Source organism: Bradyrhizobium sp. Mp27 (assembly GCF_029953005.1).
Lineage (GTDB): Bacteria > Pseudomonadota > Alphaproteobacteria > Rhizobiales > Xanthobacteraceae > Bradyrhizobium > Bradyrhizobium barranii.
Genome location: NZ_JASAUS010000089.1, coordinates 24,067 through 38,043 on the forward strand (window position 1 = coordinate 24,067; position 13,977 = coordinate 38,043).

The 13,977-nt window shown below is 64.1% G+C and carries 13 protein-coding genes; 7 read left to right on the top strand and 6 right to left on the bottom strand.

Annotated features, from left to right (window positions below; translation table 11 throughout):
• Nucleotides 1-4: 4 nt before the first annotated feature.
• On the bottom strand, nucleotides 5-1,180 hold the full coding sequence (locus QJT78_RS32970) for an ABC transporter substrate-binding protein (RefSeq protein ID WP_028149663.1): 1,176 nt from the start codon (nucleotides 1,178-1,180) through the stop codon (nucleotides 5-7).
• Nucleotides 1,181-1,458: 278 nt separating this feature from the next.
• Here QJT78_RS32970 and QJT78_RS32975 point away from each other — a divergent pair, with 278 nt between their 5' ends.
• The 3 genes from QJT78_RS32975 (at nucleotide 1,459) to QJT78_RS32985 (ending at nucleotide 4,270) form a co-directional block, all read left to right on the top strand.
• Entirely contained in the window at nucleotides 1,459-1,950 is a 492-nt protein-coding gene (locus QJT78_RS32975; RefSeq protein ID WP_028149664.1) for a MarR family transcriptional regulator, read from the top strand.
• Nucleotides 1,951-2,098: 148 nt separating this feature from the next.
• Entirely contained in the window at nucleotides 2,099-3,790 is a 1,692-nt protein-coding gene (locus QJT78_RS32980; RefSeq protein ID WP_028149665.1) for a benzoate-CoA ligase family protein, read from the top strand.
• Nucleotides 3,791-3,805: 15 nt separating this feature from the next.
• Nucleotides 3,806-4,270 (top strand): RidA family protein, encoded by a 465-nt coding sequence (locus QJT78_RS32985; RefSeq protein ID WP_193375967.1) that lies wholly within the window; start codon nucleotides 3,806-3,808, stop codon nucleotides 4,268-4,270.
• Between the two features lie 18 nt (nucleotides 4,271-4,288).
• On the opposite strand, the gene QJT78_RS32990 is transcribed toward QJT78_RS32985, so the two are convergent.
• The 3 genes from QJT78_RS32990 to QJT78_RS33000 all read right to left on the bottom strand — a co-directional run bounded on the left by QJT78_RS32990 (nucleotide 4,289) and on the right by QJT78_RS33000 (nucleotide 7,633).
• Nucleotides 4,289-5,017, bottom strand: coding sequence for a CBS domain-containing protein (locus QJT78_RS32990; RefSeq protein WP_028149667.1), 729 nt, complete (start codon nucleotides 5,015-5,017; stop codon nucleotides 4,289-4,291).
• Nucleotides 5,018-5,109: 92 nt separating this feature from the next.
• Nucleotides 5,110-6,084, bottom strand: a complete 975-nt coding sequence (locus QJT78_RS32995; protein WP_281460415.1) for a CHAD domain-containing protein — start codon at nucleotides 6,082-6,084, stop codon at nucleotides 5,110-5,112.
• A 25-nt stretch (nucleotides 6,085-6,109) separates the two neighbouring features.
• A complete protein-coding gene (locus QJT78_RS33000; protein ID WP_028149669.1) occupies nucleotides 6,110-7,633 on the bottom strand; it encodes a bifunctional aminoglycoside phosphotransferase/ATP-binding protein in 1,524 nt (507 codons plus the stop codon).
• 183 nt (nucleotides 7,634-7,816) lie between these two features.
• On the opposite strand from QJT78_RS33000, the gene QJT78_RS33005 reads away from it, so the two are divergent.
• Nucleotides 7,817-8,656 (top strand): universal stress protein, encoded by an 840-nt coding sequence (locus QJT78_RS33005; RefSeq protein WP_028149670.1) that lies wholly within the window; start codon nucleotides 7,817-7,819, stop codon nucleotides 8,654-8,656.
• 68 nt (nucleotides 8,657-8,724) lie between these two features.
• On the top strand, nucleotides 8,725-11,418 hold the full coding sequence (locus QJT78_RS33010; RefSeq protein WP_028149671.1) for a bifunctional acetate--CoA ligase family protein/GNAT family N-acetyltransferase: 2,694 nt from the start codon (nucleotides 8,725-8,727) through the stop codon (nucleotides 11,416-11,418).
• Between the two features lie 9 nt (nucleotides 11,419-11,427).
• Here QJT78_RS33010 and QJT78_RS33015 read toward each other — a convergent pair whose 3' ends face one another.
• Both QJT78_RS33015 and QJT78_RS33020 read right to left on the bottom strand, forming a co-directional pair.
• On the bottom strand, nucleotides 11,428-11,910 hold the full coding sequence (locus tag QJT78_RS33015) for a phage holin family protein (protein WP_028149672.1): 483 nt from the start codon (nucleotides 11,908-11,910) through the stop codon (nucleotides 11,428-11,430).
• A complete protein-coding gene (locus tag QJT78_RS33020) occupies nucleotides 11,911-12,186 on the bottom strand; it encodes a hypothetical protein (RefSeq protein ID WP_028149673.1) in 276 nt (91 codons plus the stop codon).
• A 175-nt stretch (nucleotides 12,187-12,361) separates the two neighbouring features.
• Here QJT78_RS33020 and QJT78_RS33025 point away from each other — a divergent pair, with 175 nt between their 5' ends.
• Both QJT78_RS33025 and QJT78_RS33030 read left to right on the top strand, forming a co-directional pair.
• The gene (locus tag QJT78_RS33025; protein WP_028149674.1) at nucleotides 12,362-13,498 is read left to right on the top strand and encodes an MlaE family lipid ABC transporter permease subunit; all 1,137 of its coding nucleotides are present in this window, start codon (nucleotides 12,362-12,364) and stop codon (nucleotides 13,496-13,498) included.
• Between the two features lie 2 nt (nucleotides 13,499-13,500).
• A partial coding sequence (locus QJT78_RS33030; protein ID WP_281460416.1) for an ATP-binding cassette domain-containing protein occupies nucleotides 13,501-13,977 on the top strand: 477 nt, incomplete at its 3' end.

Here is a 13,977-nt window from a genome sequence, read left to right on the forward strand (position 1 = left end):
CGGCTTAGTTTGCCGCCTTGCAGTCCTTGGCATAGCGGTCGCCATAGTTCTCGAAGACTTTCTGAACGATCTCGGTCTGGAACTTGCCGTCCGCACGCTTGGCGACCTTGGTCAGATAGAAATCCTGGATCGGATAGCCGTTGGTGTTGAACTTGAAGGCGCCGCGCAGAGAGGTGAAGTCGGCCTTCTTCAGCGCAGCCCCAACCGCATCCTTGTTCGAGAGATCGCCTTTCACGGCCTTGACCGCGCTGTCGATCAGCATCGCGGCGTCATAGGCCTGGAAAGCGTAGGTGCCGGGCACGACGTTGTAGGCGGCTTCATAGGCCGCGACGAACTTCTTGTTCTGGGGATTGTCGAGATTGGGCGCCCAGTTCGCGCCGCCAAACATGCCGACGGCCGCATCCTGCTGCGCCGGCAAGGTCGATTCATCCACCGTGAAAGCCGAGAGCACCGGAATGCTGTCGGCAAGACCAGCCTGCCGGTACTGCTTGACGAGATTGACGCCGAGGCCGCCCGGCATGAACGTGAACAGCGCATCGGGCTTCTGCGACGAGATCTTGGAAAGTTCCGGCTGGAAGTCCAGCGTGTTCAGCGGCATGTAGGATTCTTCGACGATCTCGCCCTTGTAGTCGAGCTTGAAGCCCGCCACTGAATCCTTGCCGGCCTGATAGTTAGGCACCATCAGATACATGCGCTTGTAGCCGCGATCCTGCGCGACCTTGCCGAGGATCTCGTGAACCTGGTCATTCTGATACGACGTCACATAGAAGAACGGGTTGCAGTCCTTGCCGGCGAAAGTTGATGGGCCGGCGTTGGGGCTGATCAGGAACGTCTTGGACTCCGTAATGGGGCGGTGGATCGCCTGGAGGATGTTCGAGAAGATCGGGCCGACCACGAAGTCGACCTTGTCGCGCTCCAGAAGGCCCTTGACCTTCGTGACCGCTGCGTCGGGCTTCAACTCGTCATCGGCGACGATCACCTCGACATCTCGGCCGCCCATCTTGCCGCCGAGATCCTTCACTGCGAGCGCAAAGCCGTCGCGGACCTGCTGGCCAAGCGCGGCGGCGGGGCCTGACAGGGTCACGACCACGCCCAGCTTGATCTTCTCCTGGGCGAGGGAAGGGCTCACCGCGGTGCCGAGCAGCAGGGCGGCAGCGGCCAAGGTCAGTTGCGTCTTCATGATGTGTCCCCCGTGACGATCGGGCTTGCGCAGCAAGCCGCGTACTCCGATCCAAGCTTATGCCGATGATGGCGGCCGCGGCAAGCAAGCTCAAGGCGTGGCCATCCTGCGGGCAGTGGCGCATGCAAGCGGCGCGCCAGTTATTTGAAGCCTAAAGAAATTCGAGTGTGGTCGATTGTTGCAGCTTTAGGCTTGCGGCCGGGGCCGATTTATTTGAAGCTCAAAACGTTGGGGAATCCGTGCTGGCGCCAAGGCCGGCCATGAGTGACTGCATCGAGATGCTCGATTCCGAGACCAAGGCCGTCGAGACGCCGGAGGACCACGCCGAAGAGCTTCGGCTGTGGCTGCGTCTGCTCACCTGCACGACCCTGATCGAAGGCGAAGTCCGAGGCCGCCTGCGACAGCGCTTCGACGTCACGCTGCCCCGGTTCGACCTGATGGCGCAGCTCGACAAGGCGCCCGATGGTATGACGCTGTCCGACGTCTCCAAGCGAATGATGGTGTCCAACGGCAACGTCACCGGCCTCGTCGAACGGCTGGTGGAATCGGGCCATCTCGACCGGCGCACCTCGGAGACGGACCGCCGCGTCCAGGTGATCCGCCTCACAAAGCTGGGCCGCGCCGAGTTTCGCAGGATGGCTGCGGAACACGAGACCTGGATCGCCGATCTGTTTGCCGACCTGACCCCGAAGGATGTCCGCGAATTGATGCGGCTTCTGGCCAAGACAAAGGCGTCGGCGCAGAAATCGGCCGGTCGCCGCCGGCCGTAGTCCGCCGGCCGCGGCCCCCGCCAGTCCCACCTTGCCGCAGGAAAATGCATGGGATGCCCAAAATCCGCTATTGCGCCAAATTGTTTTAAGCCTAAAATGTTTCCCAGATGATGCTGCCGGGTGCTTTCCATGCTGAAAGGAACGTGCGATGGCTAACGCCGCTAAGGCTCAAGAGTCGGGCTCGTATGACGGCAACGCCGCGACAGCCCACGTCGATACATTCGCACGGCAGCATCTGCCGCCGCGAGAGTTCTGGCCCGAATTCATCTTCACGCGGCCGGAGCTGCACTACCCGCCGCGATTGAACTGCGTCAGCTATTTTCTCGACCGCTGGGTCGAGCAGGGCCACGGTGACGCGCCGTGCGTCATCAGTCCGGCCGTCAGCTACACCTATCGCGAGCTGCAAGCGCTCGTGAACCGCATCGCCAACGTGCTGGTTCGCAAGCTTGGTCTCGTAACCGGCGGACGCGTACTGCTGCGCTCCGCCAACAATCCGATGATGGTTGCGACCTATCTCGCGGTGATCAAGGCTGGCGGCATCGTCGTGGCGACCATGCCTCTGCTGCGCGCCAAGGAACTATCTTATCCGATCCAGAAGGCGGAGATTGCACTCGCGCTCTGCGATGGAAAACTCTCGGAGGAGATGGAGAAGGCGAAAGCGGCGGCGCCCAGCCTCAAGCACGTGGTCTATTGGGGCAACGGCGCGTCGGACTCGCTCGAGGCGCTGATTGCTGATGCGAGCCCGGAGTTCAAGGCGGTCGATACCGCCGCCGATGACATCTGTCTGATTGCCTTCACGTCGGGCACGACGGGCGATCCCAAGGGCACCATGCATTTCCATCGGGATATGCTGGCGGTCTGCGACGGTTATGCGCACAACATCTTGAGAGCGGAGCAGAAGGATCGCTTCGTCGGTTCAGCGCCGCTCGCCTTTACCTTCGGCTTCGGCGGCGTGTTGTTTCCGATGCATATCGGCGCTTCCTTCGTCGTGCTGGAGAAGACGACGCCGGACGACATGCTGACGGCAATCGAGCAATACAAGACCTCGGTCTGCTTCACCGCGCCGACCGCCTATCGCGCCATGATCGGCAAGCTCGCAGGTCGCGACATTTCCTCGCTGCGAAAGTGCGTCTCTGCGGGCGAGACCCTCCCCAAGCCGACATTCGATGCCTGGCTCAAGGCCACCGGCATCAAGCTGATGGACGGCATCGGTTCGACCGAGCTGCTGCACATCTTCATCAGCGCGACCGAGGACGAGATCCGCCCCGGCGCAACCGGCAAACCCGTGCCGGGTTACGAAGCAAAAATCGTCGATGACGACGGCAATGACCTGCCGCCGGGCACGATGGGGCGGCTCGCGGTGCGCGGCCCGACCGGCTGCCGCTATCTCGCCGACGAGCGGCAGCGCAAATACGTCCAGAACGGCTGGAACATCACCGGCGATACCTATCTGATGGATAGCGACGGCTACTTCTGGTACCAGTCGCGCTCCGACGACATGATCGTGTCAGCCGGGTACAACATCGCGGGCACGGATGTGGAGGCGGCGCTGCTGACGCATCCATCCGTAGCCGAGTGCGGCGTCGTCGGCGCGCCGGACGAGGCGCGTGGTATGATCGTGAAGGCCTATGTCATCGCCGCCCCCGGTGTGACGCCGGACGCTCAGCTCGCAGCGGAGTTGCAGGAGCATGTCAAACGTGAGATTGCGCCTTACAAATATCCGCGCGCGATCGAGTTCGTGGCGCAACTGCCGAAGACCGAGACCGGCAAGTTGAAGCGATTTGCCCTGCGGCAGTTGGCGCAGGCTGCAGCGACGTCCTCTGGCGTTGCGGCGGAATAAGAGAAGGATGAAGAATTGTCCGTGACGACGCCGAAAGGCACGCACCTCGCGGTGCTGCCGACAGCAGCCGAGGACGAAACCGGCTCAAGGGCGCAGGTGCTGCAACCGTCCGGCTGGCCGCTACCGAAAGGCTATGCCAACGGCATGGCCGCCGAGGGGCGCATCGTCGTCACCGGCGGCGTGATCGGCTGGGACGCCGAGGAGCGTCTCGCGGACGGCTTTGTCGCGCAGGTGCGCCAAGCCCTGAGCAACATCGCCGAGATATTGGCGGAGGCGGGTGCGCGGCCCGAGCACCTCGTGCGCCTGACCTGGTACGTCGTCGACATGGACGAATACCTGGCGAACCTGAGGGAGCTCGGCAAGAGCTACCGTGCCACTTTCGGTGCGCACTATCCTGCGATGGCGCTGGTGCAGGTCGTCCGCCTCGTCGAGAAGGCGGCGCGCGTCGAGATCGAAGCCACCGCCGTCATTCCCCGCTAAGCCGCCTTCGGTTCGCGCCTAGCTGGCCTTGGCGAGATCGTCGTCCTCGGGCGAATTCAGATAGACGCCCGATACGGTGTCGACCCAGCACAGATGGTCGTGCACCTTCTTGACGCCCTCGACATTCTCCGCCGCGACGACGGCGGCCTGACGCGCGCGTTCCTCGGTGATGACACCGCTGAGATGAACGATGCCGTCCCGGACGATGACGTTCAGTCCGAACGGGCACCAGTCGTTTTTCTCCATGGTGTCGATGATACGGCCGCGAATGTGATCGTCGTCGGCCGTCGGATCCCGTACCTCGCGGGCGAGCCCCGCCACCGCCTGCAATAGATTGGCGCGCGAGACGATGCCGACGACCTTGTCGCCGCGCACCACCGGCAGCCGCTTGACGTTGTTCCGTTCCATGAGATCAACGATCTCCGCGAGTGCGGTATCCTCGGTGATGGTCACGACCGAGGCGGTCATCACCTCCGAGACCTTGCGGCCATGCTCGTGGACGAAATCGCTGGCGGATGTGCCGGGGCCGAGGATGAACCGCAGCCAGCGGCCTCGCTTACGCCCGGTGCCGATTTCGCTGCGGCGGACGAAATCCCCCTCGGAGACCACGCCGACCAGCTTGCCGGCATCGTCGACCACGGTGAGGCCGCTGACGTGCCGCTTCAGCATGATGCTTGCCGCCTCGACGATGCTGGTGTGGGGGGCAACCGAGATGACCGAGCGGGTCATGATCTGGTGGGCGCGCATGGGGAAGCTCCGCAAGTTCACACGAATATCGATGTGTGGAGCTTAGGTCACCGGCAGGAAGCTGATTTGATCCAAGTCAAGCTGGTCCGCACCTAATCTTCGGGCTCTGCATTCGGGGCGAGGTCGGAGGAGCGGAACGGCTTGGCCTTGTCCAGTTTCCGGTAGGCGTTCGAGGCGGTCCGCAACAGCTTCTTTTGGCGCTTCCGGTTGAGGAAGCGAATGCCCGCCTCGGGGACGGCCTCGTTCAGTGACGCTGCCAGGGTTTGCCCGCGCGCATCGTCGTTCAATTGCCCGAGGGACTTCTGCGCCTTGCGCAATTGCTTGAGGATCGACTTCTGTTTGGTCAGCGATTCGTCTGCAAACAAATCCTCTAGCGACTCGATCGAATAGGTCAGCCGCTTGTTGAGAAGCCGCAGCTTGTGCCGTTTTTCGACGTCGAGCTTGCGCAGTTTCCGCGCCTTCCTGAGCAGCGTCGTTTCCCATTCCGTGAGCTGCACCGTCGCGTGGTCGGCAAGCGGGCAGCGGCGCAACCGGGTGGCCTCCTTGCTGCGCTGGGTCGACCAAGGACCGCTCTCGATCCAGGCCGAGGTCTGCTCGACAAGACGGCGATACCGCGCCGATTGCAGCGCGCGCGCCAGCAGGCGGTGGCTCTCGGCACGCTTCTCGTCCCAATGCTGAAGCTCGGCGATCACGTCAAGCTCGCCTCCGCTTTCGGCGATAACCCGCTCGATCGCCACGTCGAGGTCGCGCACCATGCCGAGCTGGCTGTTCAGCCATTTCAATTCGGCCCAGACATTCGGCCGCAGGGCATCGTCGACCATGGGCGAGAAGAAGCGGATGGCGGTGCGCAGATGCGTCAGTGCGATCCGGATCTGATGCAGCGCCTCGGGATCGCCATGGCAGGTGCCATCGTGCTGGGCAAGGACGGCATCGAGGTGACGGCGGGCGATGATCCGGAACGCGGTGTCGCATGCCATGCCGGGGCTGAGGCGGCCGGGCAGAACATTGCGCCGCGCCGCAGGCTTGGCGCGAGCGGTCGCCATCGAACTCGTGGTGGGTCGCGCCATCCTAGCCCGCGCCAATCAGATTGCCTTATTTGCCCTCAGCGATTACGTCCCGGCAGTTCTGGAGCGTCTGCGCTTGTGTCCCGGATGCATCGATGGTCGCCCAACCGACATGGCCGATATTATAGTGCTCTTGCTGCACGGCAACCTCTTGCGTGGCGTCGGACGCGTCGCCCCGGCGGCCGCCGATTCGCGCCTGACGGGTGGCGAGGTCGGCGACGAGGAATAGTCCGTTGAGCGGTACGCTGCACTCGCGTGCCAGGGCGGCCATCTCGTCTCGCTCGGACTCGCGCGCAAAGACGGCGTCGACGATTGCCGAATGGCCTTGCGCCAGAACCTGCCGGGCGCACTGCATCAGCACCTCGTAGACCTGCGCCGTCACGTCAGGCCGGTACGTGGACGGCGGTAGCCGCTCGGTGTGTCCCACCTGAAACAGCTGCTTGCGAATGACGTCGCTGCGCAGCACGACGGCGCCCGGCTGTGGCGCCACGGCGGGAGCCAGCGCGCGCGCGAGCACGGATTTGCCGGTGCCCGACAGTCCACCAACCGCGATCAGGCGAGGGGTGGGGGGATGAATCAAAGCCCGGGCGAGCTCGAAATAGCGGCGCGCCTCGTCGAGAGTGCCGGGGCCGTCGGCAGCAGGCCGCCTCAGTCGCGCCAGCGCCACCTGCGCACGGATCGCCGCGCGAATGGACATGAACAGTGGCAGCGCCGCCAGGGCGTCGAGCGTTTCGACGGGCGCCGTCATCAGATACTGGTTCAGGACGGCATTGGCCGCGACCGGCTGGTCATGGCGCAGCAGGTCCATCAGCGTGAACGCAAGATCATAGAGCACGTCCACAGTCGCCATCTGCGCGTTGAATTCGATCGCGTCGAACAGGACAGGCTGCCGGTCGATCAGCACGATATTGGCAAGATGCAAGTCGCCGTGACAGCGGCGCACGAAGCCGTGGCGCGCGCGTTCTTCCAGTGTAGCGCGGACGTGCAGGAATGCCTGGTGTGAGGCTTCGCAGAGTTGCTCGATCAGGGCTGCTTCGAAATGATCGCCATTGCGCAGCCCGGTGCTGTTGCCTGCGATCAGCGCAGGAATGGAGGCAATCCATGCGACGCCGTCCGCGACGGGCGCTCTCGCATGCGATGCTGCGATCGCATCCGCGATGGCCGGGGCGAGCTCTGCATCCAGCGGGCCGGCTTTTGCCACATGGTCCAGCGTCCGGTTTTCGTCGAAGCGGGACATGTCGACCGCATACTCGATCGGCCGGCCGAGACCGTCGATCTCGATCGATCCATCCGGCTCCTCCGTGATCGCCACGACGCGGTGATAGATTTGCGGCGCGAGCGGCCGGTTGATCCTGATCTCCTCTTCGCAGGCCGCCTCGCGCTTTTCGAGCGTCGAATAGTCGAGGAATGGAAACTTGACAGCCCGCTTGATCTTCAGTGCGCGTGTCCCGTCCAGAAGCACCGAGGCTGCGTGCGTGTCGATCCGCTTCACGCCGGGATGCACGCTCAGCGCTTGGAAGACCCGTTCCTGGGTTGCAGAATCGTCCGTCATCTCTGCGTGCAAATCCAGATGCATCGGCGGTGAGGCAGCAGGCTAATCCGTAGAGGCGGATCGGAGCCAGTCCTTGACATCGGTCAAAGCCTGTCGTCGGCTGGCAGCGCGGTGTTCCCGCCTTGAGGAGGATCAAGCTTCCCGGCGAAAGGTGGCTTATCCTGACCGGTAAGGAGAATCCCGATGCCCATCAAGGATGTCTTTCTGCCGCTTATCGGCCAACCGCGCGGGCCGGCCCTCGCTGCGATCGCGACATGCGTGGCTGTCGCCGCCGACCTCGGCGCCAGGATCACCGCGCTCGCGCTCGAGGAAGATGTTTTCGCGCGGCCGACGGTCATCAGCCCTGGCGATCTGGATTCCGCGGAGGCAAGCGATTCGCGTGAGGTAAGCAACGTGCAGCAACTCCTCAACGCCTTCACCAATGCAGCCTCCCGCGGCAACATTCGCACCCAAAGCCGATCGGGTAAGGTGCCGGCGGACCAGATCGCGTCGATCCTGGCCGAGCATGCGCGCTTCAGCGATCTGACGCTGGTTCCCGTGAGGCCGCATGACAGTCAAACGGAGCGCATCATCGAAACGCTCCTGTTCGAATCCGGCCGGCCGCTGCTGCTCTGTCCGGAACAGCAAGTCGACGAGCTGCGACCGGAGTTCGAGAACGTCATGATCGCCTGGGATCACTCCGCCCGTGCCGCGCGGGCCGTCGGCGATGCGCTGCCCATTCTTCAGGCTGCGGCATCCGTCCGGGTGGTCACGGTGACGGACGACACGACCGATGCGATCGTGCAATCCGGAACCGCGCTTGTCGACCATCTGAGGGAACACGGGGTCTACGCCTCGTTTGAAACGACGAAGGGCGGCGGCAGCTCGATCGGCAAGGTGCTCGGAAGCTGGGCGAATTCCCATGCCGTCGATGCGATCGTGATGGGCGCCTACCATCATTCACGCCTGAACGAGATCGTCTGGGGTGGTGTGACAAAGACCGTCATTGGCCAGCCGCCGTGCTGGGTTATGATCTCGCACTAGGCGCATCGCCAGTTCATCGGCCGATCGTCAACTATCGCAACCGCCACCGACCGGGCGCATATGCTTCCATGTCAACCTATCGCTTGAAGAATCTGCTGTCGCCGCGTTCGGTTGCGCTCGTCGGCGCGAGCGCCCGCCCGGTCTCGGTCGGACGTGCCGTTCTCGAAAACATTCACAAGGCCGAGTTCAAGGGGCAGTTCGGCCTCGTCAATCCGCGCCATACCGAGATCGGCGGCATCGCTGCGGTGGGCAGTCTGGACAGGCTGGACTTCGTGCCCGAGCTCGTGGTCATCACCGCGCCGGCGCGAGAGGTTCCCGGCATCATTGACCAGGCCGGACGTCGCGGCTCGGCCGGCGCGCTGATCGTCTCGGCGGGCCTCGGTCACGGACCGGGATCCCTGCACGAGGCCGCGATCGCTGCGGCACGCAAATACGGCATGCGGCTGATTGGGCCGAACTGCCTCGGCATCATGATGCCCGGCGTCAGCCTCAATGCCAGCTTTGCCGCGCACATGCCGGGGGCGGGCAATCTCGCGCTGATCTCGCAATCCGGCGCGATCGCGGCCGGAATGGTGGATTGGGCTGCGCAGCGCGGCGTCGGGTTCTCCGGAATTGTCACGATCGGCGATCAGATCGATGTCGATATTGCCGACCTGCTCGACCATTTCGCGATGGATCCCAAGACCCGCGCGATCCTGCTTTATATCGAAGCCATCAAGGACGCGCGCAAGTTCATGTCGGCGGCACGGGCCGCGGCGCGCGTCAAGCCGGTCGTCGTGGTGAAGTCCGGCCGCATGGCGCAGGGTGCCAAAGCGGCGGCAACCCATACTGGCGCGCTCGCCGGCGCCGACGCCGTCTATGACGCCGCGTTCCGCCGTGCGGGCGTCCTGCGGGTCTCCGATCTGCGCGAGCTGTTCGATTGCGCCGAGACGCTCGGTCGCGTCGAACCGCCGGCGGGAAAGCGTCTCGCCATCCTCACCAATGGCGGTGGCATCGGCGTCCTGGCCGTGGATCGGTTGGTGGACCTTGGTGGAATCCCGGCGCCCATCTCCGCTGAGACGCGCAAGAGCCTCGATGCAGTGCTGCCACCGACCTGGTCCGGTGCAAATCCCGTCGACATCGTCGGTGATGCCGATGCATCGCGCTACGCTGCGGCGCTGGAGGTGCTGCTCGCAGACCCTGATAATGATGCCGTCCTTGTCCTCAACGTGCAGACCGCGATCGCCCCGGCGGCCGACATCGCCGCGACCGTGACGGAGCTCGTCGGCAAGTATCGCGAGCAGCAGCGCCGATGGGCGAAGCCCGTGCTGGCGGCTTGGGTCGGAGCCGATCAGAACATCGTTCAGGCGCTCTCCGGCGCGGGCATTCCGAATTATCCGACCGAAGATGATGCGGTGCGCGGCTTCATGCATCTCGTGCGGCATCGCGAGGTCGTGGAGGAGCTGAGCCAGGTTCCTCCCGCGATGCCCGACACGTTCGTGCCTGACGCCCGGGCTGCGAGGCAGATCGTCGCCGCTGCGATCGCGGACGGCCGCAAATGGCTCGATCCCGTCGAGATCAAGCACCTGCTCGGAGCCTATGACATCGCGATGGTACCGACCAGTGCTGCGACCGATGTCGAGCAGGCCGTTACCTACGCCAGCGAGATGTTCGCGCAAGGCGTCACAGTCGTGCTGAAGATCATGTCGCGCGACATCGTCCACAAGTCCGACGTCGGCGGCGTCGTCCTCAATCTGACCACGCCGGAGGCCGTGCGCGCGGCTGCCACCGACATTCTCGCGCGGGCGAGGAAGCTCCGTCCCGAAGCCCGCATCGAGGGCGTTATCGTGCAGGCGATGGTCGTCAAGGCGAAGGCGCGTGAGCTGATTCTGGGTCTTGCCGACGATCCCACCTTTGGCACCGTCGTCGTCTTCGGCCGGGGCGGGACGGCGGTCGAGATCATCAACGACAAGGCACTGGCGCTTCCGCCGCTCGATCTGCAGCTCGCCCGCGACCTGATCGGCCGCACGCGCGTATCACGGCTGCTGAAGGCCTATCGCGACGTACCCGCGGTCGAGCCGGACGCCGTCGCGCTGGTGTTGGTCAAGCTCGCCCAGATGGCCGCCGACATTCCCGAGATCCGGGAATTCGACATCAACCCACTGCTTGCGGACGAGACCGGCGTGACCGCGGTCGACGCCCGCGTCGCGGTGGGGCCGCCGCAGCGCAAATTCGCCGGTTCCGGCCCGGCCAACTTCGCCGTCCGGGCCTATCCCTCGCAGTGGGAGCGCCGCCTGGCGCTCAAGGACGACTGGCGCATCTTCGTACGGCCCTTGCGTCCCGAGGACGAGCCGACCATCCACGAATTCCTGCGTCACGTCACGGCGCACGACCTCCGCCTGCGCTTCTTCGCGCCGATGAAGGAGTTCACCCACGAGTTCATCGCGCGCCTGACCCAGCTCGACTATGCGCGCGCAATGGCCTTCATCGCGTTCGACGAAGCCACCGGCGAGATGGTCGGCGTGGTCCGGCTCCATTCGGACTCGGTCTATGAGAGCGGCGAATATGCGATCCTGCTGCGGTCGGACCTCAAGGGCAGGGGACTCGGATGGGCGTTGATGCAGTTGATCATCGACTATGCGAGGTCGGAGGGGCTGAAGACCATCTCGGGTGATGTTCTCAGGGAGAACACCACAATGCTTGAGATGTGCCGCCAGCTCGGCTTCGACGTGAAGCCGGATTCGACCGAGCCCGACCTCTGTGACGTCAGGCTCAAGCTCTGAACGTTCCGATCACGAGTGCGTTTCGCGCGATGCGGCGGATTCCGTGGCCGTTTTCCGCAGACTCTTGACGATGATCGCGATCAGCGGCACCAGCACCGGCACAATCGTGCTGAGCGGATGATGCACCGCGCCTGACACCTGAGCCTGGAGCGCCCGCGCCTCGAGCTGCAAGGCTTCGATGGATGCGCCGTGAATTTCATTGGCGAGCTCGATGTCGCGGCCGGATGGAGGACGGCCGGCAACGACGAAGAGAACCGTCGCGATGGCGAAATTGACGGCGCCGAGGATGGCAGCCGCCGCAATTGCGCTCCAGATCTGGACCAGCGCGAAATAGGCCGACAGCTCCAGCATCAGGAGCCCGAATGTCGCGATCAGCGCCGCGAAGGCCCGCAGGCCGAGACCGATCAACAGATGGCGCAGCCTGATGTCCGCGATGATTCTGTCGGTACGCCACAGCACGCGCAGATGTCTAACGATACTTTCCGTATTCACCTAGTGTCTCCTCAGCATGAAGCCGACGACCACGCCGAGCGCGAAGGCCGAGGCGAGCGACGTGATCGGGCGATCCGCAATGAGATCCTGAAGCTGTTCCTGCTCGTCACTGACGGTCTCGCCGAGCTCGGCAAGCGCAGCCTTGATCTGATCGGCCAGAGCCTCGGCCCGGTCTTTCGAGCTGTCGAACATCTCTTCGCCTGCAGTGCTCAGCAGACGCGTGACGTCAACCTTCAGCGCTCGCAGTTCTTCGCTCATCCTGTCGCTGTTGAACATGGATTTGAGAACTCCCTTGAATGGAAACAACCCTAGGGCCCGGCGACCCGGCGCCCTTGATTTGCGTCAAGGGACGGCGCGCGGTCCTGGTCTTGAGACAGGTCAAACCGGCCGCCACATGCTGGCCTAGAAGTGGCGGCTGAATGGGGACCAATTGTCCCGATGAGGTGGAAGCGTGAACTCCGAACCGCTGTTGCTGGCAACGCCCTCCGGCGATGCGCTAAAGTTGCGCCCGGAAGGGCCGTGGACGGCAGCCAACGTGTCGGCGCTCGAAACGCTGTCCCGATCGGTCGGAGCGGATGTCGATCGATCCAGCGCCGTGACGCTGGACATGTCGGGCGTCAGTGCGCTCGACACGCTCGGCGCCTGGGTGTTGGAGAAGTTGTCGCGACGGGCCGCATCATCCGGCAGATCGGCCGAATTCGTCGGCGTTGCCGATCATTTCAGCGGCCTGATGGACGAGGTGCGTCAGGTCAATCGCCACCCCCCGGCGGTTGCGGCCGCGCCAAACCCGGTCCTGCTCAGGCTCGGCGATCTCGGCAAATCCACGGTTGGCGCGCGCGAAGACGTCACGATCTTTCTTCAAATGCTGGGTGCATTGTTCATCGCCGTGATCGGCGTGCTGCGCCGGCCACGCTCGCTGCGGCTGACATCGCTTGTCTATCAGCTCTACCGGATCGGCTGGCAGGCCATTCCGATCGTCGTTCTCATTACCTTCCTGATCGGTGCCATCATCGCCCAGCAGGGGTTCTTTCATTTCCGCAGGTTCGGTGCGGAGTCCTACACTGTCGACATGGTCGGCATCCTGGTGCTGCGTGAGCTGGGTGTGCTGATCGTCGCCATCATGGTCGCCGGCCGGTCCGGGAGCGCGTACACGGCCGAGCTCGGCTCGATGAAGATGCGCGAGGAGATCGACGCGCTCTCGACCATGGGCCTCGATCCCGTCCATGTCCTGATACTGCCGCGAGTAGCAGCCCTCGTCATCGCGCTGCCGATCCTCGCGTTCATTGGGGCGGTTGCGGCGCTCTATGGCGGAGGGCTGGTCGCACAATTCTACGGCGGCATGGCACCGGCGATCTACATCGCGCGGCTGCATGAGGCCATCTCCGTCACCCATTTCGAGGTCGGCATCCTGAAGGCGCCCTTCATGGCTCTGGTGATCGGGATCGTCGCCTGCAGCGAAGGATTGCGCGTGAAGGGCAGCGCGGAATCGCTCGGGCGGCAGACGACCACGTCGGTGGTGAAGTCGATCTTCCTGGTGATCGTGCTCGACGGCCTGTTCGCGATCTTCTTTGCTTCGATCGGAATGTGAAGATGGACGAATCGCAAGAGGTATTCGCGATCCGCGTTCGCGACCTCGTGGTCGGCTTCGGCCGCCAGACCGTGCTCGACCATCTGTCGCTCGACGTCCGCCGAGGCGAGATCCTCGGGCTCGTTGGCGCGTCCGGCGGCGGCAAATCGGTCTTGATGCGCACCATCATTGGCCTCATCCCGCGCCAGGGCGGGAGCATCGAGGTCATGGGACGGCCGATCGGTGGTCGCACCGAAGGCGCGGCCACGACGTGGGGCATTTTGTTCCAGCAAGGTGCGCTGTTCTCCTCGCTGACGGTTCGTCAAAACGTGCAGTTTCCGCTCCGCGAAAATCTCGTGCTGTCGCAGGAGCTGATGGACGAGATCGCGATCGCCAAGCTCGAGATGGTCGGGTTGCGGGCGCAGGACGCCGACAAATATCCGTCGGAGCTCTCGGGCGGCATGACCAAGCGCGTGGCACTGGCCCGCGCACTCGCGCTC

Excerpts from the sequence above, each read along its gene's own strand:
- QJT78_RS32970 (WP_028149663.1), bottom strand. The coding sequence starts at position 1,180 with ATGAAGACGCAACTGACCTTGGCCGCTGCCGCCCTGCTGCTCGGCACC.
- QJT78_RS32975 (WP_028149664.1), top strand. The coding sequence starts at position 1,459 with ATGCTCGATTCCGAGACCAAGGCCGTCGAGACGCCGGAGGACCACGCC.
- QJT78_RS32980 (WP_028149665.1), top strand. The coding sequence starts at position 2,099 with ATGGCTAACGCCGCTAAGGCTCAAGAGTCGGGCTCGTATGACGGCAAC.
- QJT78_RS32990 (WP_028149667.1), bottom strand. The coding sequence starts at position 5,017 with ATGCGCGCCCACCAGATCATGACCCGCTCGGTCATCTCGGTTGCCCCC.
- QJT78_RS32995 (WP_281460415.1), bottom strand. The coding sequence starts at position 6,084 with ATGGCGCGACCCACCACGAGTTCGATGGCGACCGCTCGCGCCAAGCCT.
- QJT78_RS33000 (WP_028149669.1), bottom strand. The coding sequence starts at position 7,633 with ATGACGGACGATTCTGCAACCCAGGAACGGGTCTTCCAAGCGCTGAGC.
- QJT78_RS33005 (WP_028149670.1), top strand. The coding sequence starts at position 7,817 with ATGCCCATCAAGGATGTCTTTCTGCCGCTTATCGGCCAACCGCGCGGG.
- QJT78_RS33010 (WP_028149671.1), top strand. The coding sequence starts at position 8,725 with ATGTCAACCTATCGCTTGAAGAATCTGCTGTCGCCGCGTTCGGTTGCG.
- QJT78_RS33020 (WP_028149673.1), bottom strand. The coding sequence starts at position 12,186 with ATGTTCAACAGCGACAGGATGAGCGAAGAACTGCGAGCGCTGAAGGTT.